The sequence below is a fragment of the Pseudomonas sp. DWP3-1-2 genome (assembly GCF_049896285.1).
GTDB lineage: Bacteria > Pseudomonadota > Gammaproteobacteria > Pseudomonadales > Pseudomonadaceae > Aquipseudomonas.
This window is the reverse complement of sequence record NZ_JAFCTZ010000002.1, coordinates 48657-74891: the sequence shown is the minus strand read 5'-3', so window position 1 is coordinate 74891 and position 26235 is coordinate 48657. Positions and strand designations below refer to the sequence as shown.

21 protein-coding genes and 1 pseudogene are annotated in these 26235 nt (G+C 60.2%); 7 read left to right on the top strand and 15 right to left on the bottom strand.

What is annotated here, in order from left to right:
• Window positions 1-456: 456 nt before the first annotated feature.
• The 5 genes and pseudogenes from ACP7B0_RS06170 to pmbA form a co-directional block, all read right to left on the bottom strand.
• Window positions 457-1563: pseudogene (locus ACP7B0_RS06170) on the bottom strand (FIST signal transduction protein); the annotation flags it as partial.
• A 182-nt stretch (window positions 1564-1745) separates the two neighbouring features.
• Window positions 1746-2876 (bottom strand): mechanosensitive ion channel family protein, encoded by a 1131-nt coding sequence (locus ACP7B0_RS06165; protein ID WP_426140161.1) that lies wholly within the window; start codon window positions 2874-2876, stop codon window positions 1746-1748.
• A gap of 144 nt (window positions 2877-3020) precedes the next feature.
• Window positions 3021-3668: an adenylyl-sulfate kinase gene (gene cysC, locus ACP7B0_RS06160; protein ID WP_426140160.1), complete on the bottom strand. Its 648-nt coding sequence runs from the start codon at window positions 3666-3668 to the stop codon at window positions 3021-3023.
• Window positions 3661-4356 carry a sulfotransferase family 2 domain-containing protein gene (locus tag ACP7B0_RS06155; RefSeq protein ID WP_426140159.1) on the bottom strand — a complete coding sequence of 232 codons (696 nt, stop codon included), beginning with the start codon at window positions 4354-4356 and terminating at the stop codon, window positions 3661-3663. The genes cysC and ACP7B0_RS06155 overlap by 8 nt, the downstream gene beginning before the upstream one ends.
• Before the next feature lie 270 nt (window positions 4357-4626).
• On the bottom strand, window positions 4627-5973 hold the full coding sequence (pmbA, locus tag ACP7B0_RS06150; RefSeq protein WP_426140157.1) for a metalloprotease PmbA: 1347 nt from the start codon (window positions 5971-5973) through the stop codon (window positions 4627-4629).
• A 107-nt stretch (window positions 5974-6080) separates the two neighbouring features.
• Between pmbA and yjgA the strand changes: the two genes are divergently transcribed.
• Complete coding sequence (gene yjgA, locus ACP7B0_RS06145; RefSeq protein ID WP_426140155.1) at window positions 6081-6602, top strand: ribosome biogenesis factor YjgA; 522 nt, start codon at window positions 6081-6083, stop codon at window positions 6600-6602.
• A 53-nt stretch (window positions 6603-6655) separates the two neighbouring features.
• Here yjgA and tldD read toward each other — a convergent pair whose 3' ends face one another.
• From tldD to mreB, 8 genes are all read right to left on the bottom strand, one after another.
• Complete coding sequence (gene tldD / locus ACP7B0_RS06140; RefSeq protein WP_426140154.1) at window positions 6656-8095, bottom strand: metalloprotease TldD; 1440 nt, start codon at window positions 8093-8095, stop codon at window positions 6656-6658.
• Between the two features lie 2 nt (window positions 8096-8097).
• Window positions 8098-8949: a carbon-nitrogen hydrolase family protein gene (locus ACP7B0_RS06135; protein ID WP_426140153.1), complete on the bottom strand. Its 852-nt coding sequence runs from the start codon at window positions 8947-8949 to the stop codon at window positions 8098-8100.
• Between the two features lie 45 nt (window positions 8950-8994).
• A complete protein-coding gene (locus ACP7B0_RS06130; protein WP_426140151.1) occupies window positions 8995-12810 on the bottom strand; it encodes a YhdP family protein in 3816 nt (1271 codons plus the stop codon).
• A 183-nt stretch (window positions 12811-12993) separates the two neighbouring features.
• Window positions 12994-14451 carry a ribonuclease G gene (gene rng, locus ACP7B0_RS06125; RefSeq protein ID WP_426140150.1) on the bottom strand — a complete coding sequence of 486 codons (1458 nt, stop codon included), beginning with the start codon at window positions 14449-14451 and terminating at the stop codon, window positions 12994-12996.
• A complete protein-coding gene (locus ACP7B0_RS06120) occupies window positions 14448-15047 on the bottom strand; it encodes a Maf family protein (RefSeq protein WP_426140149.1) in 600 nt (199 codons plus the stop codon). The genes rng and ACP7B0_RS06120 overlap by 4 nt, the downstream gene beginning before the upstream one ends.
• Window positions 15048-15112: 65 nt before the next feature.
• Window positions 15113-15604: a rod shape-determining protein MreD gene (gene mreD / locus ACP7B0_RS06115; protein ID WP_426140147.1), complete on the bottom strand. Its 492-nt coding sequence runs from the start codon at window positions 15602-15604 to the stop codon at window positions 15113-15115.
• A complete protein-coding gene (gene mreC, locus ACP7B0_RS06110) occupies window positions 15597-16706 on the bottom strand; it encodes a rod shape-determining protein MreC (protein WP_426140842.1) in 1110 nt (369 codons plus the stop codon). Before mreC ends, mreD begins: the two co-directional genes overlap by 8 nt.
• Window positions 16707-16875: 169 nt before the next feature.
• Window positions 16876-17913 (bottom strand): rod shape-determining protein MreB, encoded by a 1038-nt coding sequence (gene mreB, locus ACP7B0_RS06105; protein WP_020292894.1) that lies wholly within the window; start codon window positions 17911-17913, stop codon window positions 16876-16878.
• Window positions 17914-18121: 208 nt separating this feature from the next.
• Here mreB and gatC point away from each other — a divergent pair, with 208 nt between their 5' ends.
• From gatC to ACP7B0_RS06075, 6 genes are all read left to right on the top strand, one after another.
• On the top strand, window positions 18122-18409 hold the full coding sequence (gene gatC, locus ACP7B0_RS06100) for an Asp-tRNA(Asn)/Glu-tRNA(Gln) amidotransferase subunit GatC (protein WP_426140146.1): 288 nt from the start codon (window positions 18122-18124) through the stop codon (window positions 18407-18409).
• A gap of 15 nt (window positions 18410-18424) precedes the next feature.
• Entirely contained in the window at window positions 18425-19876 is a 1452-nt protein-coding gene (gene gatA / locus ACP7B0_RS06095; protein WP_426140145.1) for an Asp-tRNA(Asn)/Glu-tRNA(Gln) amidotransferase subunit GatA, read from the top strand.
• Window positions 19877-19888: 12 nt separating this feature from the next.
• Window positions 19889-21334: an Asp-tRNA(Asn)/Glu-tRNA(Gln) amidotransferase subunit GatB gene (gatB, locus tag ACP7B0_RS06090; protein ID WP_426140143.1), complete on the top strand. Its 1446-nt coding sequence runs from the start codon at window positions 19889-19891 to the stop codon at window positions 21332-21334.
• Window positions 21335-21484: 150 nt separating this feature from the next.
• Complete coding sequence (locus ACP7B0_RS06085) at window positions 21485-21853, top strand: septal ring lytic transglycosylase RlpA family protein (RefSeq protein ID WP_426140142.1); 369 nt, start codon at window positions 21485-21487, stop codon at window positions 21851-21853.
• 45 nt (window positions 21854-21898) lie between these two features.
• Window positions 21899-22951 carry a calcium/sodium antiporter gene (locus tag ACP7B0_RS06080; protein ID WP_426140841.1) on the top strand — a complete coding sequence of 351 codons (1053 nt, stop codon included), beginning with the start codon at window positions 21899-21901 and terminating at the stop codon, window positions 22949-22951.
• Between the two features lie 24 nt (window positions 22952-22975).
• Window positions 22976-23356: a carboxymuconolactone decarboxylase family protein gene (locus ACP7B0_RS06075; protein WP_426140140.1), complete on the top strand. Its 381-nt coding sequence runs from the start codon at window positions 22976-22978 to the stop codon at window positions 23354-23356.
• On the opposite strand, the gene ACP7B0_RS06070 is transcribed toward ACP7B0_RS06075, so the two are convergent.
• Both ACP7B0_RS06070 and ACP7B0_RS06065 read right to left on the bottom strand, forming a co-directional pair.
• The gene (locus tag ACP7B0_RS06070) at window positions 23353-24294 is read right to left on the bottom strand and encodes an AEC family transporter (RefSeq protein WP_426140138.1); all 942 of its coding nucleotides are present in this window, start codon (window positions 24292-24294) and stop codon (window positions 23353-23355) included. The genes ACP7B0_RS06075 and ACP7B0_RS06070 overlap by 4 nt on opposite strands.
• Window positions 24295-24482: 188 nt before the next feature.
• Window positions 24483-26048: an alkaline phosphatase D family protein gene (locus ACP7B0_RS06065; RefSeq protein WP_426140137.1), complete on the bottom strand. Its 1566-nt coding sequence runs from the start codon at window positions 26046-26048 to the stop codon at window positions 24483-24485.
• Window positions 26049-26235 lie beyond the last annotated feature (187 nt).

Here is a 26235-nt window from a genome sequence, read left to right as displayed (position 1 = left end):
TTCCTGGGTGGCGATGGTCTGACCCAGTTCGTCCATGGACACATGCAACTCGCCGGAATAGTGGCGAAGTTGCAGGGAGATTTCTTCCTGATCCTGGTGAGCCTTGACCAGCACGTCCCCTAAGTCACTCAAACCCTTGAACACTGGCTGGATATGCTCGTCCAGCCCGTTGGTGTCGATGGTGCTGGTGAAGTTGCGCTGCTTGAACTGGTCAATCTGCTTGACCACTACCTGACTCAACCCGGCCAGTTTCTTGATCTGGCGGCGCAGGAAGAACGCCTTGAACTCACCGTAGTAGGCGATGAAGTTATCCATGTAATCGTCGCGGAAATCCTGATTCGCGGGCACCCGGAAGAAAAATACCGCTGTCAGCGTCTGATTGAGGTTCAGCCCCAGGATTTCCCCGAATGTAGAAAAGCCCACGACAGGTGTGTCGCCAAAGGTCCCGTTCATACGGCTCAATTCACTGCCGTTATTCATGCGCCGTAGAATGCAGTCGCTCAGCAGACCCACCAGGGGTTTCCCGGATTTCCCCTGCAGGAAGCGGGCAAAGTCCTTGCGCGTGGCATCCACCATCGACGTGCGCTTGACCATAACCAGTTCTTCACCGGGGGCGACGTCGCAGAACAGATGCACCCGCTCGTTTTCGTAGTCGATGCTGGCGATGGAGCGAACGAACAGCTCTTCCCCGACACGAATGGCAAAGGAGTACTGCGCCAGTTGAGCCTCAAGCTGGCGCGGTTCGCATTTCAACGTCTCGCAGAGTGCCGCCACCATCGTGGTGATCTGCCCTTTGGCGTTGACCACCTGGCTGATGTAGCGCTCCTCCAGGGAGGCCGTCAGCACGCTCATGCTGAACGGTGTCGCTTCGAAGTTCTGGCTCTTGAATACGCCGAAACGCACGTTCTTTGCGCTTTTAAGGAACACCACCTGAGCGTGATTCACATAGCTGCGTTTGCCGTCATGAATAACGGTTTTCTTGAAATCGCTTTTACCGCCCGCCGAACCGCCCACAAACAGGCAGGGAAAGCGCCCCGACTCGTAGAGCGCTTCCATGAAGAACGACTCTGACGCCGACAGCCCGTCGAAGGTGACGTAGGCCAGCGTGTCGCGATGGTCAATGACGGTTTTTACCTGGGTGCGCTTGATCGAATCCGTCAGGCGTGCGATCCGGTCACGCATGGGCAGACGCTTGCCCGGCGCGCGGATGTCTTCACTGTGCAGCGGGATATGGACGATCTCGGCAGACGCGATGACGCTGGCATCGAATAACGCCAGCACGACCCGATCCCATTGTTCGCCGGTGGCGCAATACAGGGCGTCGGTGCCTGAACACAGCTCGCCGGATGTTGTGCATAAACTGATGGCCGCATTCGGGAAGCGTGTGGAAATACTGCGCGCCACCTGGTCAATGTCGATGTGCGGCGAAACAAAACCGGTCAGGTAGACAGGATCAAAACTCAATGCCGCCAGTTTGTCGCCCAAGTCGCGGGATGAAGCGATCACACTCAAAACGCCGCGGGTGCGTGCGGTGGTAGCCCTCAGGCGAGAAAACAGGCTCATGGCAGAAAACTCAGAAGGGATCGGATCTATTTTTTTTAGTCTGTTCCCTTAGCATCGGCGCGATATTGATCAAGGTTAGGGTGAGCGACGATTATTTTTTCAGAGCCTCGTTGTGAGTCGCCGCCGGTAAGCACCTACCGGCGGCGAACACACCTTCTCCTGTCAAACCCACTTGCGGGCCACTAGACCGGAGGCTGGCGCGGCACGTCAGCAGGCGTTTCATGGGCCTCGACTTCAGGGCGCACGTTGCGCGAGGAAATCTCGGTACGCAGCATCGGCAGGCTCTGTGGGTACTGTTTGGCAATGAACGCGATCAAGCGCTCGCGCATATGGCAGCGGGCATCCCAACTGCGTGACGAGTCCGCAGAGCTCAGCAGCACCCGCAGTTGCATGGCCTTGGCGCTGGTATCGGCCACCTGCAATACGCAGACGCGGCCGTCCCACAAATGCGGAATGTCTTCACAGATGCGCTGTACTTCGGCGCGCAGTTCTTCCACCGGCAGCGAATAATCCACCCAGACAAACACCGAGCCAATCAGGCTGGAGGTCGCCCGGGTCCAGTTCTGGAAAGGCTTTTCGATGAAATACTGCAACGGCACGACCATGCGTCGTTCGTCCCAGATTTTGATGACCACATACGTGCCGCTGATTTCCTCGACACGCCCCCATTCACCCTCGACGATCACCACGTCATCCAGGCGAATGGGCTGGGAAATCGCGATTTGCAGGCCGGCAATCAGATTGCCCAACACCGGTTTGGCCGCAAAGCCCGCAGCCAGCCCAGCCAGACCGGCCGAGGCCAGCAAACTGGTGCCAATCTGGGCCACGGCCGGAAAGCTCATGAGAATCAGGCCGGTACCGAACAACAGCACCAACGCATTCACACAGCGCACCAGGACCCGAACCTGAGTCTGGATCCGCCGTGCATTGAGGTTGTCTTCGATATCCAGCGGATTGCGAATCGCCACCGCCTCGCCCACGGCCTTGACGCAGCTCAGCACCAGCCAGGTAAAGCCAGCGGTGACAAGCAACCCGTTGACGTGACGCACGGTGGCGACCATTGGCAGACTGTCAGGTGCTGCGGTCCACACAGTCTGCAATGCCAACAGCGGCAGCAACCATAGCGTCGGGTGTGCGGCGCGGTACAGCAGTTGTTGAGGCAAGACAAACGAATTGGCAATGCGCCGCAGAACGGTGAAGGCCACCCAGCGAATCAGCAGGGCGAGCAATACGGCGAAACAGGCGACGATAAGCGTACGGAGCCAGGGCAAGGGCAAAAGCTCCAGCCAGCGCTCGGGCAACAGGTTTTCCATCGATGGGTACTCGCAGCAGGAATGACTTTAAGTCGAGCGGACACCCCGGTGGTTGATCCAGAACCCTCCGCCGACCTTGACGGCGATAGCTGCCTGCAAAATGTGAGCCCTCAAGCGACGGATCGTTCCGCTGTCATCGAACCCTCAGAAGGATTCTGGCGTTAAGGGCATCATTGCATCGCGATCCGGACGCAATGACATCACGCCTGACTGAGTGGCCACAAGCTGTTCGATAAAGGCATCGCAATCATCGACGCTGGTGTCGATGACGAATTCCGGCTGCAACGGGGCTTCATACGGACTGTCGTAGCCGGTGAAATTCCTGATCCGGCCTTGTAGCGCAGCGCGATACAGCCCTTTGGTGTCACGCCGTGCGCATTCGTTGAACGGGGTGCTGACATGCACCTCGATGAACTCGCCTGCCGCCATGGCTTGCCTGACGGCATCGCGGTCGGCGCGGAACGGCGAAATCGCACAGACAATCACGATCAGCCCGGCGTCCACCATCAGCCTGGCCACTTCCGCGATACGCCGCACATTTTCGTGGCGGTCGGCATCGCTCATGCCCAGATCCCGGCAAATGCCTTTCCGCAAGCGATCCCCATCCAGCAAATAGCTGTGCAGGCCGTTTTGCTGCAACGCCCTGTCCAGTTCAATTCCCAGCGTGGATTTGCCCGCACCGGACAAACCCGTGAGCCAGATGCAACAGGCACGCTGTTGCTTCATGTCTTCGCGTTGCATTTGATTGACCAACAGGTTGGGGGCGACGATCAGGGGTTTGCGCTCAGTCATAAGCAAATAACTCATAGTCACGGGCATAGACCTCGCGCACTCGACGACGAGTGGCGGCAGAACAGAATTGAATGTGCTGATTGCCAGGCGAAACCGACTTATTGATGTGCGGCAACTCGGCTTTCACATGCAGGTGAATGCACAACTTGCGAAAGTCTTCTTCGAGGGTTTCCTGACGCCCGACAAAGTCCACATTAAGATGCCCCATCGCATCTTGCAGGAAGTAATGCTGAGGCGTGAAATGTATCTGTTTCGATAGATTCTCAGGACGCAGCCAGTTATCCACAAACGCGTCAAAGTTCTCGTAACGGCTGACCAACTCATACGCCGCCTTGTCCCGCGCCTGGCGGTTCTGCAACAAGTAACTGTAGGCCGACCAGGCGCGTTGTAACGGATCACGTACAAAGCCGAACTTAAAGTAGCTGTGAAAGCGTTGATTGAACTGTTTTTCATACCAGTAAAGCGGCATATGGCCCGTAGGCGTGCTGCCAAACAAGGCCGTGGCCACGCTACTGCCCGCACATTTCGGGACATGGATGAACACACACTCCAGCGCGTCGAACTCCGCAGGAAAGCGGCTCTTGCCGGACAGTGTTTTGTTCACGACTTGACGATCAATAACCGGGAGACGCTCAAGCAATAACTCGCGCTGCGTCTTCGGAATCAACTTCCAGAGAAGGCGGTTCATAAATGACGACCTGAAGCTATACAGGGGGTAGGCCCCAAGCGTACAACTTAACAGCGCCTAAAATGAAACTCTTTTCATACTATTTACATTGACTGCGCTTTATTAATTTATTGTAGATTTGCTGTAAGCAGGTTGTTACATACACCCTACATGGCCTGCACGAGCGCGGCGTAATAAATGTCGTACACGCAAGATTGAGGAGCGAGACGTCATCCTGAATAACAGGATCAACGTCTCGTTCACAAAGGGGCCCCTGCTGACATCAAACCATCAGCTGCCGGCAACCGTCATTTTCTCGATCAACACCGAGCCGGTGCGGATATTGCTGCGCAGTTCCAGATCGCTGCCGACCGCGACGATTTGCTGGAACATATCGCGCATGTTGCCCGCAATCGTGACTTCCTGGACCGGGAACTGGATTTCCCCGTTCTCGACCCAGAAACCCGCCGCGCCACGGGAATAGTCACCGGTGACCATGTTCAACCCGCTGCCCATCAACTCGGTGACCAGCAGCCCGCGTCCCATACGGCGTACCAGCGCGGCCTGATCTTCCGTGCCATGGGTGACGAACAGGTTATGCACGCCACCGGCGTTGGCGGTGCTTGGCAGGTTCAGTTTGCGCCCTGAATACGTGCTGAGGATGTAGGAAACCAGTTCGCCGTTTTCGACGAAGGGCTTGGCGTAGGTCGCCAGGCCATCGCCGTCAAAGGCCGAACTGCCCATGGCGCGCATCAAATGTGGACGCTCGTCGATGGTCATCCATTCCGGGAACAACCGCTGCCCCATGGTGCCTTCAAGGAACGATGACTTGCGGTAAAGGTTTCCGCCGGAAATCGCCGCGAGAAAACTGCCGAACAGGCCACCGGCCAGTTCGGCGGAAAACAGAACCGGCACTTCGCAGGTTGGCACCGGCCGCGCGCCCAGACGGCTGGCTGCACGCTCGGCGGCCTTGCGACCGATGCTCTGCGCATCGGCCAGCAGTTCGCCCTGACGGCTGATGTCGTACCAGTAATCGCGCTGCATCTGGCCTTCGCCCTCGGCGATCATCACGCAGCTCAAGCTGTGCCGCGTCGACGCATAACCCCCGATGAAACCATGGCTGTTGCCGTAAACACGGCAGCCCTGGTGCGTACTGAGGGTGGTGCCGTCGGCATTCTTGATTCGGCTGTCGGCATCGAAAGCGGCCGCTTCACACAGCAAGGCTTTCTCGATGGCCTGTTCCGGGGTGATGTCCCAGGCGTGGTAAAGATCGAAATCCATCTGCTCCTTGGCCATCAGCGCGGCGTCGGCCAGGCCCGAGCTTTCATCTTCGGAAGTGTGTTTGGCGATTGCCAGCGCCGCCGCGACGGTTTCGCGAATGGCGTCCGCGCCACTGGCCGAGGTGCTGGCAGAGCCTTTGCGCTGCCCGACGTACAAGGTGATGCCGAAACCCTGGTCGCGATTGAACTCAACCGTTTCCACTTCTCGCTGGCGAACCGACGTGGACAGGCCCTGCTCCAGGGACACCGCCACTTCGCAGGCACTGGCACCCTGACGTCTGGCTTCGGCGATGATTTGCTCTACCTGTTCCTGCAGTGCGGGCAAGGCCTGTGGGCCAACGCTTTGTGATGCACTCATGACTTTCTCCATCAAATTCTGCTTTCGGCACAGGCCGAGTACCGACCGGGCCGGACAAGCGGCCCCCGACTGGTTATCATGGCGGCGTTTATTTGCGGACTGCCCCCATGGTTGATTCTTACGACGACTCCCTCGACGGGGAGAAAAGCAAATCTCAGGTCAAACGCGAGCTGCATGCTCTGGTTGATCTGGGCGAACGCCTGACTACGCTCAAGCCTGACTTGCTGGCCAAGCTGCCTTTGACCGACGCCTTGCGCCGGGCCCTGGCCGATGCGCCCAAGCACACGGCCAACATTGCGCGTAAACGGCACATCATGTTCATCGGCAAGCTGATGCGCGATCAGGATCAGGACGCCATTCTGGTGTTGCTTGATCAACTCGATGCCTCCACTCGCCAGTACAACGAACGTTTTCATGGTCTGGAACGCTGGCGTGATCGCTTGATTGCAGGCGACGACGCGGTACTTGAGCAGTTCGTCAGCGAATATCCCGAAGCGGATCGCCAACAACTGCGCTCCTTGATCCGCCAGGCTCAACACGAGCTTGCGCAGAACAAGCCGCCGGCTTCCAGCCGTAAAATCTTCAAATACATTCGTGAACTGGACGAGAAGTTGCGCGGCCTGCGTTAACCTACGCGTCACTCTGTGGAACCGGCTTCAGCCGGTCCCACAGGTTCAACCCCTCAACCGCCCGTACCGCCTACCGTGATCGCATCGATCTTCAGGGTCGGCTGACCCACGCCTACCGGAACCGACTGACCATCTTTGCCGCAGGTGCCCACGCCGCTGTCCAGCGACAGGTCGTTACCGACCATCGACACCTTGCTCATGGCCTCCGGTCCGTTGCCGATCAACGTTGCGCCTTTGACCGGCGCCGTGATCTTGCCGTCTTCGATCAAATACGCTTCGCTGGTGGAAAACACGAATTTGCCACTGGTGATGTCCACTTGCCCGCCGCCCAGGTTGGCGCAGTAGAGACCGCGTTTGACCGACGCAATGATTTCCTGCGGATCGCTCTGCCCGGCCAGCATGTAGGTGTTGGTCATGCGCGGCATCGGCAAGTGCGCATAGGACTCGCGACGACCGTTACCGGTCCGCGCCACGCCCATCAGCCGTGCATTGAGCTTGTCTTGCATGTAGCCCTTGAGGACGCCGTTTTCGATCAGCGTCGTGCATTCGGTCGGCGTGCCTTCATCGTCGACACTCAGGGAGCCACGACGGCCGGCCAGCGTGCCGTCATCGACGATGGTGCACAGCTTGGACGCGACCATTTCTCCCATGCGACCGCTGTACGCGGAACTGCCCTTGCGGTTGAAGTCGCCTTCCAGGCCGTGGCCGACCGCTTCGTGCAGCAGCACGCCGGACCAACCGGACCCCAACACAACCGGCAAGGTGCCCGCAGGCGCCGGTATCGCTTCCAGATTCACCAGTGCCTGACGCAACGCCTCACGGGCGTAGCCCATGGCACGGTCATCGCTGAGAAAGTAACGGTAGTCCGTACGCCCGCCGCCGCCATGGCCGCCACGCTCGCGACGGCCATTCTGCTCGACGATCACGCTGACGTTGAACCGCACCAGCGGCCGCACGTCGGCGGCAAGGCTGCCATCGGTGGAAGCCACGAGGATGCGCTCCCAAACGCCCGCCATGCTCACCGTGACTTGCTGGATACGTGAATCCAGAGCGCGGGTGGCGACATCGACACGCTTGAGCAGCTCGACCTTTTCAGCGCGTGTCATGACTTCAAGGGGGTTGTCCGGCGCGTAGAGCTGAGCCACGTCCTGAGTGGTGAAGGCCTGAACGGTGCCATTTTGCCCCGCACGGGAAATCGAGCGCGCCGCACGCGCGGCGGTGCTCAGGGCTTCGTGGGTAATCGCGTTGCTGTAGGCGAAACCGGTTTTCTCACCCGACTGCGCCCGCACACCTACGCCTTGATCGAGATTGAAACTGCCTTCCTTGACGATGCCGTCTTCCAGAGACCAGGACTCGGAAATCTGGCCCTGAAAATACAGGTCAGCCGCGTCGATACCCGGTCCGGCCAGCTCGCCCAGCACTGATTGCAGGCTGTCGAGGGTGACGCCACCGGGGGCCAGAAGGTGTTCGCTGACTGAGGACAAGTCGCTCATATTCACTCCGAGGTCTGCACAGGCCGCAATGCGTCCTGCGAAAAAAAGCGCCGGTGACTGGACACCGGCATCCGCGCCCGTATGGACGCCTGTTCTTCACTGTCGCGTTCGCCCAGCAGCACGGCTTCACCCTGCGCCTGCTCGGCCAGCACCCGACCCCAGGGGTCGATGATCGCGGCGTGCCCATAAGTTTCCCGAGGTCCTGGATGGACCCCGCCCTGCGCGGCCGCCAGCAGATAACACTGGGTTTCGATGGCCCGCGCACGGATGAGAATGTCCCAGTGCGCCGCACCGGTCACGGCGGTGAAGGCCGACGGTGCGGTAATCAATTCGGCGCCTGCGTCACGCAAGGCGCTGTACAGCTCGGGAAAGCGCAGGTCGTAGCACACGCTCAAACCCAATCGACCTACGGGCGTGTCGGCAACGATGACGTTATTGCCGTGAGCATAGTCATCAGACTCTCGATAGCGGCCGCGGTTGTCCGCTACGTCCACATCAAACAGGTGAAGCTTGTCGTAACGGGCGACCTGTTCGCCGTGCTCATCAATCAACAGCGAACAGGCCGTCACTTTTGCGTCGGGTTTATCGGTGGGTGGCAACGGCAACGTGCCGGCAACTATCCATAACTTGAGGTCGCAAGCGGCCCGTTTCAACCACGGCAGGATCGGGCCTTGCCCTTGCGCTTCGGCGCGACCGATGTCCGCGATGTCGCGGCGGCCCATGGCAGCGAAGTTCTCCGGCAATACCGCCAGTCGCGCACCCGATTCGGCCGCGCGCTCCAACAAGCGGCGCGCCTGGGCCAGATTGGCCAGCACATCGCTCTGGCTGACCATTTGAATCACGGCAAAAGACATGGGGCGCTCCGCTGATGACAGGCCACCACTGTACTCCATGGCGTGTTATTGGGGTTTTTCAAAAGGCTTGTCGAACGTGATCTTCGGATCTTTCCACGGGCCTTCAACCTTGTACTGCACGCTGGCGAAGCGCGCGACACGGTCGCCCAACAGCTTGTCCACCAGGAACAGCGCACCACCGATGGCCGGGGCACCGACAATCAACGCCGCAATCGGCAGGTTATTGGTCACCGGCAGGGTGACCAGCAACTTGGCATCGACCCGGTCTCTGACCATGTCCAGCGTGCCTTCCAGTTCCAGATTGCTCGAAGGCCCGGTCAGGGTTATCGGCTTGCGTGTCACGTAAACCCCGTCACTGGCCACCAGCAAACCCTTGACCCGGTCATAGCTCAAGCCTTTGCCCAGCAGATCCGAGAAGTCCAGGCGCAAACGGCGACCGATGGAGTTGAAGTTCAGCAGGCCAAATACTCGCAGTGCGGAAGCGCCACCTTCTACTTCGACGAACTGGCCACTGCGCAGAGTCGCGTCCAGGCTCCCGGAGAACCGTTTGAGCGCGGCCCACGCCGGAGATCCGGGCCAGCGTCCATCGACACTCAACTCGAAATCATCGCTGGTCACGGTGGGCGCATAGCCCCACGCCTTGAGGATATCGGCCAGATTCCTGCCGTCCAGACGCCCCTTGTACCAACTGCTGGTGGACCCCGGCGCGCCCTCCCATGCGCCCTCGCCCTGCAACAGCAAGCCTTTGAGGCCCATGTTCATGTCCAGAAAGCGCACGCCCGTGGCAGAAGGACGGGTCTTGAGCGACCAGCCGCCGACCAGTTGATCACCCTGGAACACCTGGGTGATTTTGATATTCATCGCGGGAATCTTGCCCGGGTCCACATCAGCCAAAGGGTCCGGGGCATTTTCAATGACGGCAGCGTTCGGGTCCGAAGCAGGCAGACGCACATAAAGCATGGCGATATCGACGGGTGCCGACTTGGCATCGGGAATGTTCGCACTGCCCTTGATCAACTGGCTGTCCAGAAATAGCCCCCAAGCCGCGTTACCTCGCTTGAGCTGGACACTGGCCTGATCCAGGGTCGTGCCCATGGCGGTCAACTTGCCGATTTGCAGATCGACGTTGTTGACCAACTGCTTGGCGCTGCCACCCGGATCATTTCCCGCATAACGCTCAACAGTGGCCTGCCACGGGGCGACGTCCAGCTGCGACAGGGATCCGCGCACCCTGAGCCCCTTGGCGTCGGGGACAATGGCACCGCCGTTGCCGAGGAACAATTCACCGCGCCCGTCCGCCAGCTTTCCGGCAGGCGAGGCAAAGGCCAGATTGGCGAGATTGGCATAAGAGAAACCATAACGTTGCTCGGCACCTTGCAGCGTCATGCGAAATTCGCTGTCCCGGGTTTCGTCCGCGCCTTTACCGAAAGGCGCTGGCAAATCGATCGCCACGCCTTTCAGGCTCGAGTTGACCCTCAGTTGACTGTCGGCATCGGCCAGGGTCAGTTGCAACTGATACGGCAGATCGCCCGACGCCGGCAATGCCTGGGTCACGCCCAGCCATTGGGTGAGCTTTTTCACCGTGACCTGACCATTGGCGACCACCCGAGTGATGTTTGCACCCGGCTTGCCCTCGGCGGCGATTTCCGCTGTCACCGGCCGATCGAACGCTTGCGCCCGCACACCCTTGCCGCTCAACCCCTTGGCATTGTCAAAACGGAAATCGCCCTTGAGCTGGGTCAGCTCCAACTCCGGATCGCTGAGCTTGAGCCTCGCGCCGTCGGTGCTGAAATCCACCACGATCTTCGGCTCCTGGCCTTTGACCAGCGGGATATCCAGCTTCAGTTTGCCTTGCAGCGGGCCTTCACCCTGCCACCCCTCAAAGGTGCTGGCGGTGCCGATGGGCGCTTCCTGAAGGATCTTCACGCCATCGGCCAGGGCGCCTGAAAAATCACCGTCTACGAACAAGTGACTGACCTGCCCCGCCGGTACATGAGGAATATTGACCATCACATTGCTGACTTGGGTATTGAGCAACTGGCCTTTGCTGGCTTTGACGCGCACACCGCTGTTTTCGACGTAGACCTTGCCGTTCACGCCGGTCAGTGATGGCCAACCCGGCTGAAACGCCAGCGTCGCATCATGTACATCGAAAAACAGGCTGATCACCCTTGCGGTGTCTGGCGCGCCCTTGCTCAAGGAGCCTTGATACTGGAAGAAACCCTGATCGACATTCCCGCCGACAATAGCCGTGCGCAACCATTCGTCCAGCGCAGGGCTCAGCGCTGCTGGCAGGTACTTGCTGGTGTAGCGCCCGTCGCCATCGACCATGCCGACCCGCAGGTCCATATAATCTTCCTGGCTGTGGTCGAAATGCAGGCGTATGAGGAAGTCTGCGGCGATCTTGCCTTCCTCGCCCAGCACTTTGATGTAGGGCGCAACGAGCGTTACGCCCTGATCATCCAGACGCCAGGTCAGCCGTGCATTGGCTTTCAAATACGTCCAGGGCTTGGCGAAGATAGGGTCCAGATGGAGCATGAAGTCATCGGTGGCCAGACGCAGCTCACCCTGCCCAAGATCGCCACTGACCGCGCCGCTGACGTTCCCGGCGGCAGGAGCGCCGCGATAAGCATTGAAGCCGACCTTGTCCAGATTGGCCGCGAAACTCAAGCGTCTGTCACCCGTGGCCTGCGGCCGAATGTCCAGCAGCACGTTGCGCAGACCACCGGTCACTTTGAGGCTGTCGACGACGACCATCAGTTTATCCGGCAGCGGTGCCAGAGAATCAATCAACGGCGTGACCGGCGTCAGGTCCAGGCGGTCAGCCTCAACATGCCAGAGTTCTTCCTTGTCGGCAGTAGCGGCCTGTTGGTGTAGCTGAATCCGGCTTTCCCAACGCTTGGCGCCCAGATCCATGGCGAGCGAATCCAGGGTCACGTCGAAACCTTCATCGCTACGCTTGAACCAGGCATTGAGGGCCAGATTGTCGAGGGTCGAGGCTTTACGGTCCGCGTAACCCGCTTTCAGTTGGGGGGCGTTAAGCCGAGCCACTGCGCTTTGCACGGTGCCCTTGCCCCAACTCAACCAGAATTCTCCGCCCGCCTTGAGCGTGGACACTTTCCACTCACGGGTCAGGTTTTTGGGCAACCACTGCGCCCAGTCGCTTTGCGGCAGGCTCAGGTAGATATCGGCTTCGCCGTCCCGCCACTGGCTGGCCTGGACACGCGAACGCAGATTGAGGGCCACGGGCTGACCATCGGGTAACGTGAACCGCGCGTCCAGCCGTTGGCGGTAGCTGCCGGTTGCCAGGCTCAGGTTGACGTAAGTCAGTGTCAGCGGCGTCTGTTCGAACGGCTGCAAGGTGACCTGACTGTTGAGCAGCGACAGACGCGAAATCATCTGCATCTGCGTCAATGCCTGCTCTGGATCGAACGGTTTGTCCTGGCTGACGGGCAAGCCTTGCAGCGCCCACTGCCCGTCCTTGTCTTCCTTGAGACTCACCTGAAGGCCATTGACCTCAAGATGAGCGACGCGCACCTCTCGGGCGAGCAGGCTTTCCCACACATCGGGCACCACCCGGACCTGATCCAGACGCACGGCGGAAGCCCCTTCACCCACCATGACATCGTTGGCCACGAGGATCGGTGCAAAACCGCTCCAACTGCCCTCCAGACTGCCGATGACCAACGGCATGTCCAGCGCGACCCGGGCCTTGCTCTGAACCTCAACACGGTACTCGGAAACCAGCGGCGCAAGTTGCCGGCCGACACTGACATACAGCGCCGCCAGGACCAAAAGCAGCGCGCACAGCATCAGCCCCCAACGGGTCAGGGTGGCAAAAAGTCGTGTCAGACGCTCCATGTCAAAGAGCCTCCGCGCCGTGGTACGCAACGTTCAGGTTGCGTGAAAGGGGTCCGGCTCAAACGTGCAGGTGCGAATACATCCGGGATTTGCTCATTGGCCACGCATAATTCTCGTTATATGGGCATCCTTGCCACTGGCCCTTTGGGCACTGATCTCGATACCTGTTCACTACGTGAAACGTCAGAGCAACACCACGTCGTATTGTTCCTGGGAATACATGGTTTCTACTTGAAAACGTATGGTCCGGCCAATAAAGCCTTCCAGCTCCGCGACGTTACCGGACTCCTCATCCAGCAAACGATCCACCACGCGCTGGTTAGCCAGCACTCGATAACCCACCGCCTGATAGGCCCGGGCTTCGCGCAGAATCTCGCGGAAAATTTCGTAACAGACGGTTTCCGGCGTCTTGAGTTTACCGCGTCCCTGACAACTGCCGCATGGCTCACACAACACCTGCTCAAGGCTTTCCCGGGTCCGCTTGCGGGTCATCTGCACCAGCCCCAGCTCGGTGATGCCGATAATGTTGGTCTTGGCGTGGTCACGCTCCAGCTGTTTCTCCAGCGTGCGCAAAACCTGGCGTTGGTGCTCGCCGTCTTCCATGTCGATGAAGTCGATGATGATGATGCCGCCCAAGTTGCGCAGGCGCAGCTGGCGGGCGATGGCGGTCGCCGCTTCCAGGTTGGTCTTGAAGATGGTCTCTTCCAGATTGCGATGACCGACGAAGGCACCGGTATTGACGTCGATGGTGCTCATGGCTTCAGCCGGATCGATCACCAGATAGCCGCCCGACTTGAGCGGGACCTTGCGCTCCAGCGCTTTCTGGATTTCATCCTCGACGCCGTACAGATCGAAAATAGGTCGCTCACCCGGATAGTGCTCCAGACGATCGGCGATTTCCGGCATCAGCTCAGCAACGAATTGCGTGGTTTTCTGGAAGGTTTCCCGCGAGTCGATGCGGATCTTCTCGATGCGCGGGCTGACCAGATCCCGCAGCGTACGCAGCGCCAGGCCGAGGTCTTCGTAAATGACGCTGGGCGTCGGTGCCGTCTTGATCTGCTCGCCGATCTGATCCCAAAGCCTGCGCAGGTAACGGATATCCATAAGGATTTCATCCGCACCCGCGCCTTCGGCAGCCGTTCGCAGGATAAAACCGCCCACTTCCTTGATGCCTTCAAGCGCCACGCAGTCGGTCACCACCTTTTTCAGGCGTTCGCGTTCGCTCTCATCCTCTATCTTCAGGGAAATGCCCACATGGGCCGTGCGGGGCATGTACACCAAATACCGGGAAGGGATCGACAACTGGGTGGTCAGGCGCGCGCCTTTGCTGCCAATCGGGTCTTTCGTGACCTGCACCACAAGGCTCTGACCTTCGTGGACCAGTGAGCTGATGCTCTCCACGGACGGGCCTTCACGCATGGAGATTTCGGAGGCGTGGATGAACGCCGCACGATCAAGGCCGATATCGATGAACGCCGCCTGCATGCCGGGCAGCACCCGCACGACCTTGCCTTTATAAATATTGCCGACGATACCGCGACGCTGGGTCCGCTCAACATGGACTTCCTGCAGAACACCGTTTTCCACCACCGCCACGCGCGACTCCATCGGCGTGATGTTGATCAGGATCTCTTCACTCATGACTTGTCACCTTCCAGGCATTGCCAACAGGGTATGCCGAAATGGCCAAGCAGTTCTGCGGTTTCGCACAGCGGCAGCCCGACCACGGCGGAATAGCTGCCATGCAAGCCCTCGACAAAAATAGCCGCCAGCCCCTGAATAGCATAGCTGCCGGCTTTGTCCGCTGGCTCGCCGCTGGCCCAGTAAGCCATGGCCTCATGTGTCGCAATGGCGCGAAAGCGCACGCGGCTGGTGACGGTTCGGGTTTCGCAGCGTTGCCGGTCGATCAGCGCAACGGCGGTCAGCACCTCATGCTCGCGCCCGGACAATGCCATCAACATGCCAATGGCATCGGCTTCGTCCACGGGTTTGCCAAGCAGTTGGCCGTCGAGCACCACGGCCGTGTCGGCCCCCATTACGCAGGCATCCAGGTCAGGCAACACGGCAAGCCCGGCCTCGGCCTTGCCACGCGCCAGACGCTCGACATAGGCCGCGGCGGGCTCATCGTTCAGTGGGGTTTCGTCGATCTGCGCGCTGAGCACAGTGAACGGCACGCCGATCTGAGTGAGTAATTCACGACGGCGTGGCGAGCCGGAAGCCAGATAAAGCCGGGGCATGAGGACGTCTCCGTGTCGATGAGGGCGGACGCCATCCTGATCAAACCGCGTCCACCCGAAGGCTCTTAGTTGATTCGCAAGCGATTGCGCAACCCGCGCATGCCATAACTGACCCAAGGCCAGAGCAGCGCGCTCACCAGTGCGGGCAGAACCAGCGCAAGGGTCGGCTGACGGTTACCGGTCAGGGCGCTGAGCCACAATTGCGCCAGTTGGGCAAGGCCGAACACCACCAGCAGGACCAGACATTGCTGCCAGACGGGAAACATCCGCAGGCGCTGATGCAAGGTCATCACCAGAAAAGCGATAAGGCTCAGGATCAGTGCATTCTGCCCCAGCAGCGTGCCGTACAGCACGTCTTCCATGAGGCCCAGCATCCAGGCAGTGGTCATGCCGACCTTATGGGGTAAAGCGAGAATCCAGAAGGTCAGTAGCAGCGCCAGCCACAGCGGCCGGAAGATTTCCATGAATTGCGGCAGCGGCGAAACACTCAGCAGCAGACCTATCGCGAAAGTGAGCCAGATGACCCACCCATTGCGGGCCGGGGCATGACTAACCATCTATTCTCTCCCGGGAGGTGGCGGGTGCGGCAGCCGGTGGCTTAGTGGGCGCAGGTGTGGTCGCGGGCTTGGCGGGCGGCTTGCTGGCCGGTTTCGGCGTAGTCGTGGCCGGGCTTGCCGGCGCATGCGTTGGCGCGGTCGCCGGAGCAGCATTAACCGGCTTGACGGGCGTGGGTGCCGCCGCAGGTGGCGTCACGGTCGCGGGTGTTGCAGCCGACTCAGTCGTTCGCTCGGCAGACTCCTGAGCCTGAGCGGCTTCGGCGGCACGCTCCTCGGGCGAGCGCCCGTCGGAGAACACCAGCAACAGGTAGCGGCTACGATTCAACGCGGCGGTCGGGACGGCACGAACGATTGCGAACGGCTGCCCGGAATCGTGGATCACTTCCTTGACTGTCGCCACCGGATAACCGGCGGGGAAACGCTGGCCCAGCCCGGAACTCACCAACAAATCCCCTTCCTTGATATCGGCCGTGTCCGCCACATGTCGCAGCTCCAGGCGCTCGGGGTTGCCGGTGCCGCTGGCAATGGCACGCAAGCCGTTGCGGTTGACCTGCACGGGAATGCTGTGAGTGGTGTCGGTCAGCAACAGGACGCGGGAGGTATAGGGCATCAACTCGACCACTTGCCCCATCAGACCACGAGCATCGAGGACAGGCTGCCCCAGGAACACGCCGTCACGCTCGCCCTTGTTGATGATGATCCGGTGGGTGAAAGGGTTGGGGTCCATGCCGATCAGTTCGGCCACTTCGACCTTCTCGTTCACCAGCGCCGACGAGTTGAGCAACTCGCGCAGGCGCACGTTCTGCTCGGTCAGGGCGGCCAGTTTCTGCAGGCGTCCCTGAAGCAGCAAAGCTTCGGTCTTGAGCTTTTCGTTTTCGGCAAGCAGCTCCGTACGACTGCCGAACTGACTGGCGACGCCCTGATAGAGACGTTCCGGCAGATCGACGATCCAGTAGGACTGCATCAGGACCAGCGACATCTGGCTGCGCAGGGGCTTGAGCACGGTAAACCGGGCATCCACCACCATCAGCGCTACCGACAACACGACCAGCACCAGCAGGCGCACGCCCAGCGACGGGCCTTTAGTGAAAAGCGGTTTAATGGGCCGCTCCTCCAGGGCAAGATTTCAATGGGCTGTGCTTATTCATGCGGCAATGAACCGGCCTGGACAGATGAGAAAGTGAACGCCGGATTGAGGCGTCAGCCTAACGCACACAGGCAGCCAAAGCGCTGCCTGCCCACACAAGGCTGCCTGAACGTGCTGCCAGCAATCACTCGCTGGAAAGCAGATCCATGGTGTGCTTGTCCATCATTTCCAGCGCACGGCCACCGCCACGCGCCACACAGGTCAACGGGTCTTCAGCGACGATGACCGGCAGACCGGTTTCCTGGGCCAGCAACTTGTCCAGATCCCGCAGCAAGGCACCACCGCCGGTCAACACCAGACCGCGCTCGGCGATGTCCGAAGCCAGCTCGGGAGGCGATTGTTCCAGCGCGCTTTTCACGGCCTGAACGATCGTCGCCAGGGATTCCTGCAACGCTTCGAGCACTTCGTTGGAGTTCAGTGTGAAGGCACGTGGCACGCCTTCGGCCAGGTTGCGGCCGCGCACGTCGACTTCACGCACTTCGCCGCCTGGATAGGCGGTGCCGATTTCCTGCTTGATGCGCTCGGCCGTGGATTCACCGATCAGGCTGCCGTAGTTACGACGCACGTAGGTGATGATCGCTTCGTCGAAACGGTCGCCGCCGACACGTACCGATTCGGCGTAAACCACACCGTTGAGGGAGATCAGGGCGATTTCAGTGGTACCGCCACCGATATCGACGACCATCGAACCGCGTGCTTCTTCAACGGGCAGACCGGCACCGATGGCAGCAGCCATGGGCTCTTCGATCAGGAATACTTCACGGGCACCGGCGCCCAGAGCCGATTCGCGAATGGCGCGACGCTCGACCTGAGTGGATTTGCACGGCACGCAGATCAGCACACGAGGGCTCGGTTGCAGAAAGCTGTTCTCGTGAACCTTGTTGATGAAGTACTGCAGCATCTTTTCGCACACGCTGAAATCGGCGATCACGCCGTCTTTCATGGGGCGAATAGCCGCGATGTTGCCTGGAGTCCTGCCAAGCATGCGCTTGGCTTCCATCCCGACAGCAACGACGCTTTTCTGGTTTCCGTGGGTCCGAATGGCCACAACTGATGGTTCATTCAGAACGATACCGCGCTCACGCACGTAAATAAGGGTGTTGGCAGTGCCCAGGTCGATAGACAGATCGCTGGAAAACATGCCACGCAGTTTCTTGAACATGGGAAAGGGACCCTAGGGAACGCGTGGGTAAAAAAGTGCGGCAAACTCTAACAACGACAGGGATTTTGGGCAAGGAGCCAATATGCTAAATTAGCGGTTTTTCCGAGCATGACCCTAGACGTTCGCGGCCTTATGACCGTAGAAATGCAATAGTGTTCCTCAATCTAACACACGGATCGATTCCGTCAGCATTCCACTGGAGAACCCCATGGCGCTTGAACGCTCCGACGTGGAAAAGATCGCTCATCTGGCCCGACTCGGCCTGAATGACGCCGATATCCCGCGTACTACCGAAGCATTAAATAACATTCTGGCGCTCGTCGACCAGATGCAAGCAGTCGATACCACCGGTATCGAGCCGCTGGCGCACCCGCTGGAAGCGGCCCAGCGCCTGCGCGAAGACGTGGTCACCGAACAAAATCACCGCGAGACTTACCAAGCCATCGCACCAGCGGTCGAACACGGCCTTTATCTGGTTCCGAAAGTCATCGAGTAAGGGAATGAGCCTGCAATGCATCAAATGACTCTAGCCGAGATCGCCCGCGGACTCGCCGAAAAAAAGTTTTCGTCTGAAGAACTGACCCGTGTCCTGCTGTCGCGCATTGCGCAGCTCGACCCGCAGCTCAACAGCTTCATCACCGTGACCGAAGACCTGGCCATCACTCAGGCCCAGGCTGCCGACGCACGCCGTGCCGCCGGTGAGAACAATCCCCTGCTCGGCGCACCGCTGGCCTACAAGGATCTGTTCTGCACCAAAGGCATCCGCACCAGTTGCGCGTCGAAGATGCTCGACAATTTCAAGGCCCCCTATGACGCCACTGTCGTTGCGAAGCTGGCCGCTGCGGGCACCGTGACCCTCGGCAAGACCAACATGGACGAATTCGCCATGGGCTCGGCCAACGAGTCGAGCCACTACGGGCCGGTGAAAAACCCCTGGAACCTGGAACACGTGCCCGGCGGCTCATCCGGCGGTTCGGCTGCTGCTGTCGCAGCGCGTCTGCTGCCTGCCGCAACCGGTACTGACACGGGCGGCTCGATTCGTCAGCCTGCTGCGCTGACCAACCTCACCGGTCTGAAACCGACCTATGGCCGGATTTCCCGCTGGGGCATGATTGCCTATGCCTCAAGCCTCGATCAGGCCGGCCCGCTGGCCCGTACCGCCGAAGACTGCGCATTGCTGCTGCAAGGCATGGCCGGTTTCGACCCGCAGGACTCCACCAGCATCGACGAACCTGTGCCGGACTACAGCGCCACCCTCAATCAGTCCGTGAAGGGTTTGCGCATCGGCATTCCGAAGGAATACTTCGGCGCCGGCCTGGATCCGCGCATCGCCCAACGGGTGCAGGAAAGCGTGAAGGAGCTGGAAAAACTCGGCGCCATCGTTAAAGAGATCAGCCTGCCGAACCTGCAACACGGCATCCCGGCCTATTACGTCATCGCCCCGGCGGAAGCGTCGTCCAACCTGTCGCGTTTCGACGGCGTGCGTTTTGGCTATCGCTGCGAAGACCCGAAAGACCTGACCGACCTGTACAAACGCTCCCGCGCCGAAGGTTTCGGCCCGGAAGTGCAGCGCCGGATCATGGTGGGTGCCTATGCGTTGTCCGCGGGCTATTACGACGCGTATTACCTGCAGGCGCAGAAAATCCGCCGCCTGATCAAGAACGACTTCATGAACGCCTTCACCGAAGTCGACGTGATTCTCGGCCCGACCACGCCTAACCCGGCCTGGAAAATCGGCGCCAAGAACAACGATCCGATTTCCGAGTACCTGGAAGACTTCTACACCATCACCGCCAACCTCGCGGGTCTGCCGGGCTTGTCAATGCCAGCGGGTTTCGTCGACGGCTTGCCGGTGGGCGTGCAGTTGCTTGCCCCGTACTTCCAGGAAGGCCGCCTGCTCAATGTCGCCCACCAATACCAGCAGGTCACTGACTGGCATTTGCGCGCGCCGACAGGCTTCTAAGGAGAAACACACATGCAATGGGAAGTTGTCATCGGGCTGGAGATTCACACCCAGCTCTCGACCCAATCGAAGATTTTCTCCGGTAGCTCAATCACGTTTGGCTCCGAGCCCAACACACAGGCCAGCCTTGTGGACCTGGGCATGCCGGGCGTTTTGCCGGTGCTCAATAAAGAAGCCGTGCGCATGGCCGTCAAGTTCGGTCTGGCCGTAGACGCCGAAATCGGCAAACACAACGTCTTCGCCCGCAAGAACTACTTCTACCCGGACCTGCCCAAGGGTTACCAGATCAGCCAGATGGAATTGCCGATTGTCGGCAAGGGTCATCTGGACATCACCCTTGAGGACGGCACCGTCAAACGCGTCGGCATTACCCGTGCGCACCTTGAAGAAGATGCGGGCAAAAGCCTGCACGAAGACTTCAGCGGCATGACCGGTATCGACCTCAACCGCGCAGGCACCCCGCTGCTGGAAATCGTTTCGGAGCCGGACATGCGTTCGGCCAAGGAAGCGGTGGCGTATGTCAAAGCCATGCACGCGCTGGTCCGCTACCTGGGCATCTGCGACGGCAACATGGCCGAAGGCTCGCTGCGCTGCGACTGCAACGTGTCGATCCGTCCAAAAGGTCAGGTCGAGTTCGGCACCCGCTGCGAGATCAAGAACGTCAACTCGTTCCGCTTCATCGAGAAGGCGATCAACAGCGAAATCCAGCGCCAGATCGATCTGATCGAAGACGGCGGCAAGGTCATCCAGCAAACGCGCCTGTACGACCCGAACAAAGACGAAACCCGCGCCATGCGCAGCAAGGAAGAAGCCAACGATTACCGTTACTTCCCCGATCCTGACCTGCTGCCAGTGGTCATCGAAGACTCGTTCATCGAAGAAACCCGCGCCACGCTGCCGGAGCTTCCACCGCAGAAACGCGAGCGCTTCCAGGCGCAGTTCGGCCTGTCGGCCTACGACGCCAGCGTGCTGGCTTCCAGCCGCGAGCAAGCGGATTATTTCGAAAAAGTGGTCGCCATCAGTGGCGACGCCAAGCTGGCGGCCAACTGGGTCATGGTCGAACTGGGCAGCCTGCTGAACAAGCTGGGCCTCGAAATCGAGCAATCCCCGGTCAGCGCCGAGCAACTGGGCGGCATGTTATTGCGCATCACCGACAACACCATCTCGGGCAAGATCGCCAAGATGGTGTTCGAAGCCATGGCCAACGGTGAAGGCACGGCGGACCAGGTCATCGAGACTCGCGGACTGAAGCAGGTCACCGACAGCGGCGCCATTGAGTCGATGCTCGACGAGATGCTGGCCGCCAATGCGCAGCAGGTTGCGGATTATCGCGCAGCGGATGAAGCCAAGCGCGGCAAGATGTTTGGTTTCTTTGTCGGCCAGGCCATGAAAGCCTCCAAAGGCAAGGCCAACCCGCAGCAGGTCAATGAACTGCTGAAGAAGAAACTGGAAGGCTGATCAGGCCTCCGTTGGAGCGAGGCTTGCCCGCGAAGAGGTCGGTACATCCGACCCATGTTCAGAGACCGGAACATTGCCTTCGCGGGCAAGCCTCGCTCCAACGGGTACACGGCGAAATATCCCGTGACCCCATTTCAAGGATCACATCCCATGCTTCGGCTTCTGGCCTCTTGCGCCCTACTCCTGCTGCTCGCCGGTTGCGCGACAGGCCTCATCGACCCGCACGGTTACGATGAAACCGGCGGCGCTTCGTATTACGGCTCGCAACATCACGGCACCCGTACCGCCAGCGGCGAGCGCTTCAATCAGAACGCGCTGACAGCCGCTCATCGTCGACTGCCCTTTGGCACCCTCGTCAAAGTCACCAACCTGAGCAATGACCGTTCCGTTGTGGTGCGCATCAATGATCGCGGCCCTCACACCCGTGGACGATTGATCGATTTGTCACGCGCAGCGGCTGCACAACTGGGTATGCTGCGCAGCGGAATCGCACACGTGCGCGTGCAAGCCCTCGACTAAAGGACAACCGCAATTCTCCAGCTTTCGACCTTGCCACTACCGAGCCTGATTCAATGGATCAGCGGCCTTATGCTGCTGGTGATCGGCGCCGAGCTTTCCGTACGCGCCGCCGTGAGCCTGGCCACCACACTCGGCATCCGCCCGCTGTTCATCGGCCTGACCTTCGTGGCCCTGGGCAGCAGCGCACCGCAAATGGCGGTGGGCTTGCAGGCCGCCTTCACGTCCAGCCCGGACATTGCCGTGGGCAGCGTGGTAGGCGGCAACATTTTCAATGTGCTGGTCACCCTCGGCCTGTGTGCCCTGATCATCCCACTGCGTGTCACACGCCAAGTGGTGCGCCTGGACATCCCGCTGATGATCGCCGCTAGCGCCATGGTCTTCGTGCTGTCGCTGAACGGCGAACTCGGCGTTCTGGACGGCGTGACGCTGTTGCTGGGGCTGCTCGCTTATCTGCTGATCGTGCTGCGTCAGTCAGGCCAGGGCTTCGCCTACCGTCAATCCGCCAGCAAAGGTCGCGCGCCCCGGGCCTGGCCTATTGCGCTGCGCATGGCCGCGGTGGTGGGCGGCATCGTCCTGCTGATCCTGGGTAGTCATCTGCTGGTCGCCGCTTCAGTGACCATCGCACTGGACCTGGGCTTGTCCGAGCGCATCATCGGTTTGACGGTGATCGCGGTCAGCACGTCCCTGCCAGCATTGACCACGTCCTTGATTGCCGCCTTTCGCGGGGAGCGGGACATCGCCGTGGGCAACGTCATCGGCAGCAATCTGTTCAACCTGCTGGGCGTGCTGGGCGTGACCGCCCTGCTCGCGCCCGCCCCGTTATCCGTTTCGCCCAATGCACTGGCCTTCGATCTGCCGGTGATGCTCGGCGTGGCCGCACTGTGCCTGCCGTTGTTTTATTCCGGCTACCGCATCACGCGCTTCGAGGGCCTGATGCTGTTGGCGTTGTATCTGGCTTACGGGCTGCATATCGTGTCGTTCACCACGGGCATGCCCCTGGCTGAAAAGCTGGAACGGCTGATGGTGCAATTCGTCCTGCCACTGCTGGCCGCCTTTGTGGTGTTCAGCACGGTCAAGGCATGGCGGCGTCAACACTGAAAACACGCGAAAGAGGAACCTGCAATGAGCGCTGACGATAAAAACAATGGCGAACGCATTCGCCGTCAGGTGATGGGCGACGCGTTCGTCGATCGCGCACTGGGCAATGCCACCGAGTTCACGCAACCGCTTCAGGATTTCGTCAACGAACACGCGTGGGGCAGTACCTGGGCTCGCGAAGGTCTGCCACTCAAAACCCGCAGCCTGATTACCCTCGCCGCCCTGACCGCCCTTAAATGCCCGCAAGAACTCAAAGGCCACGTGCGGGGCGCTCTGAACAACGGCTGCACCGTCGAAGAGATTCGGGAAGCGCTGCTGCATTGCGCGGTGTATGCCGGTGTCCCGGCCGCCATCGATGCGTTCAGGGCGGCCCAGGAAGTGATTGATACCTGGCAGAAGGCTTAAATCCAGCCGCCCCACTGCAAGATAAAGATGCCGATATTGGTGGTCACTGCGGCCGCAACCGTGGTGATCACAATGATCGCCGCTGCCAGCTCGTGATTGCCATTGGCGGCGCGGGCCATGACGTAACTGGCCGCCGCCGTGGGGCTGCCGAAATACAGAAACAGAATCCCCAGCTCCGCCCCGCGAAAGCCGCAAAGCCACGCAGCCAGGGTGCAGATCACCGGCAGCGTCACCATTTTCATGACGCTCGCGCTCACGGCGAGCCCCCCGCTCTTGCGCAGCGATGTCAGCGACAGCGTGCCGCCGATACAGATCAGCGCCAGGGGCAAGGTCATTTGCGCCAGGTAATTGCCGGACGTCTCGAGCCAGTGAGGCAAGCCGATCTGGAAGTAGGCAAACGGTGACGCCGCCAACACGCTGATGATCAACGGGTTGCAGAGCACGCTTTTGAAGATGCTCCAGGGATCGGATTTGATCACCGGGCTGTACACCGCCAGAACGATGGTTGAAAGCGTGTTGTAGAACAGAATCACCAGCGCCGCGAGGATCGCCCCCAGCGAGATGCCGTAATCGCCGTACATACTGGCGGCCAGCGCCAGGCCGATCACGCCGTTGTTACCGCGAAAGGAGCCCTGCACGAAAATGCCGCGCTCCACCAGGGGCACTCGCCAGATCGCCCAGCCCCATGAGATGGCGAAGCCCAACAGCGTGGCGGCGGAAAAAAAGATCAGCAGCGAAGGTTGCAAGGCCGCGTGCAGGTCGGCGTGGATAATGCCCAGGAACAGCAATGCCGGCATGGTGACGTTAAACACCAGACTCGATGCGGTCATGATAAAACCGTCATCAATCCAGCCGATCCGTTTAAGGACCACGCCCAGGAACAACATGGCGAATACCGGCGCGGTGATGCTCAGGGTCTCGAAAAAAATGGAAAGCATGCCAAGAACCCTGTCCCGTCGTTAGGTAGCTGATGATAAGCCACGATGACGCGAGTGTTACAGGGAATTGCCCGGAACGGCGAACACCGGACCTGTTGGAGTAAGGCCTGCTCGCGAAGAGGTGAGTACATCCGATCGTTTTTTATCGTCTGAACGGATGCCTTCGCGGGCAAGCCTCGCCCCATCGGTCAGGTCAACTCCCGAGCGGGCACCAGTTTCTTTTCAAACACCGACACGCCGTCCAGGTCCCGCAGGGTTACGGTCATTTCGCCGCTCTGACCGTCGATATTCACTTCGCCGAAAAACTGAAAACCCGCGAACGGCGAGGTGTTCTGCGCAGGTGGCGCTTTCTGGAAAACCAATTCGGGACCAAACGTCTTGTCCAGCGGATTGGGGCCGAAGCTGCCCGCATTCAAGGGGCCCGCGACAAACTCCCAGAACGGGTCGAAATCCTGAAAGGCCGCGAGGTCCGGTTGATAGTGATGCGCCGCGCAATAATGCACATCGGCGGTCAGCCACACACAATCTCGCACCTTCTGCGCCCGCAAAAAGCCCAGCAACTCGGCAATTTCCAGTTCGCGGCCGACGGCCGGGCCGCTGTTGCCATTGGCGATGGCTTCCCAGCGCGCAACGCCCAGGCTTACTTCACCGTCCGGCACGCCCAGGCCAATGGGCATGTCTGCAGCAATGACTTTCCATTGTGCGCCTGAAGCCTTGAGCCCGGCCTTGAGCCAATCCAGTTGCTCCCGACCGAGAAACGCCGTGTTCGGCCCCGGCTTCCCGCCCAGATTGGCATCGTTGCCACCGCGATAGCTGCGCATGTCCAGCACGAACACATCCAGCAGCGGGCCATAGCTGAGTTGGCGATAAATGCGCCCCCCGCTGTCGGCTTGCTGCAAACGCATCGGCGCGTATTCCAGGAACGCCTGCCGTCCGCGACTGGCCAGCAGCCGGATGTCTTTCTCCTTGTAGCGGTCATCCAGTTGCTTGTTGGGCGACCAGTTGTTGGTCACCTCGTGATCGTCCCACTGCCAGATCTGCGGCACCTGGGCGTTGAAGCGCCGCAGATTGTCGTCCAGCAGGTTGTAGCGGTAGGCACCGCGATACTCATCAAGGGTTTCCGCGACTTTGCTTTTCGCTTCGGTGGTGATGTTGCGCCAGATGCGCCCGTCTTCGGCGGTGATCTGCGCCGGAACCGGGCCGTCGCCGTAGATGGTGTCGCCGCTGTGAATGAAGAAATCCGGCAGGCGCAGGCGCATGGCTTCGTAGATCCGCATGCCACCGATGTCCGGATTGATACCGAAGCCCTGCCCGACTGTGTCGCCACTCCAGACAAAACGCAGGTCGCGCCGCTGTTCTGGCGCGCTGCGCAAATGACCAAACCAGGGTTCGCTGGCGACGCCGGACTGGGCGTCTTCGAAGTGTACGCGGTAGAAAATGGCCTGATCGCCGGGCAGTTCGCTGAGTTCGACGCGCGCCGTGAAGTCGGTGCGCTGATCAGCCAATGCGGAAACCACACGGCGCGGATGGGTGAACATGCTGCGGGTGTCCCACTCGACCACCATGCGCGAAGGCCGGTCACTGCGACTCCAGACCACCGCCTGATTGCCCTGCAAGTCGCCGGACTGCACGCCGTCCGTGATTTTCGGGCGATCCTGGACAGAAGCAATGACCGCCGGAGCAAGGCCAGGCAACAACAAACCCGCCCCTGCGACCTGGATGATGCGACGGCGAGTGAGGTCGAACTGAGTCATGGTGGTCCCCCCTGGGTGATTGAGCCTAAGGGGAACGCTAGCAGTGCAATGTGGGGGGAGTGTGACAGCGGGTGAATGGTCGTCGTATGAGACATCGCCTTCGCACTAAGTCGTGGGACCGGCTTTAGCCGGGAAGCGGTCGGTTTGATCCCGGCAGTTTTTTCGCCTGGCCTATCGCCTTCCCGGA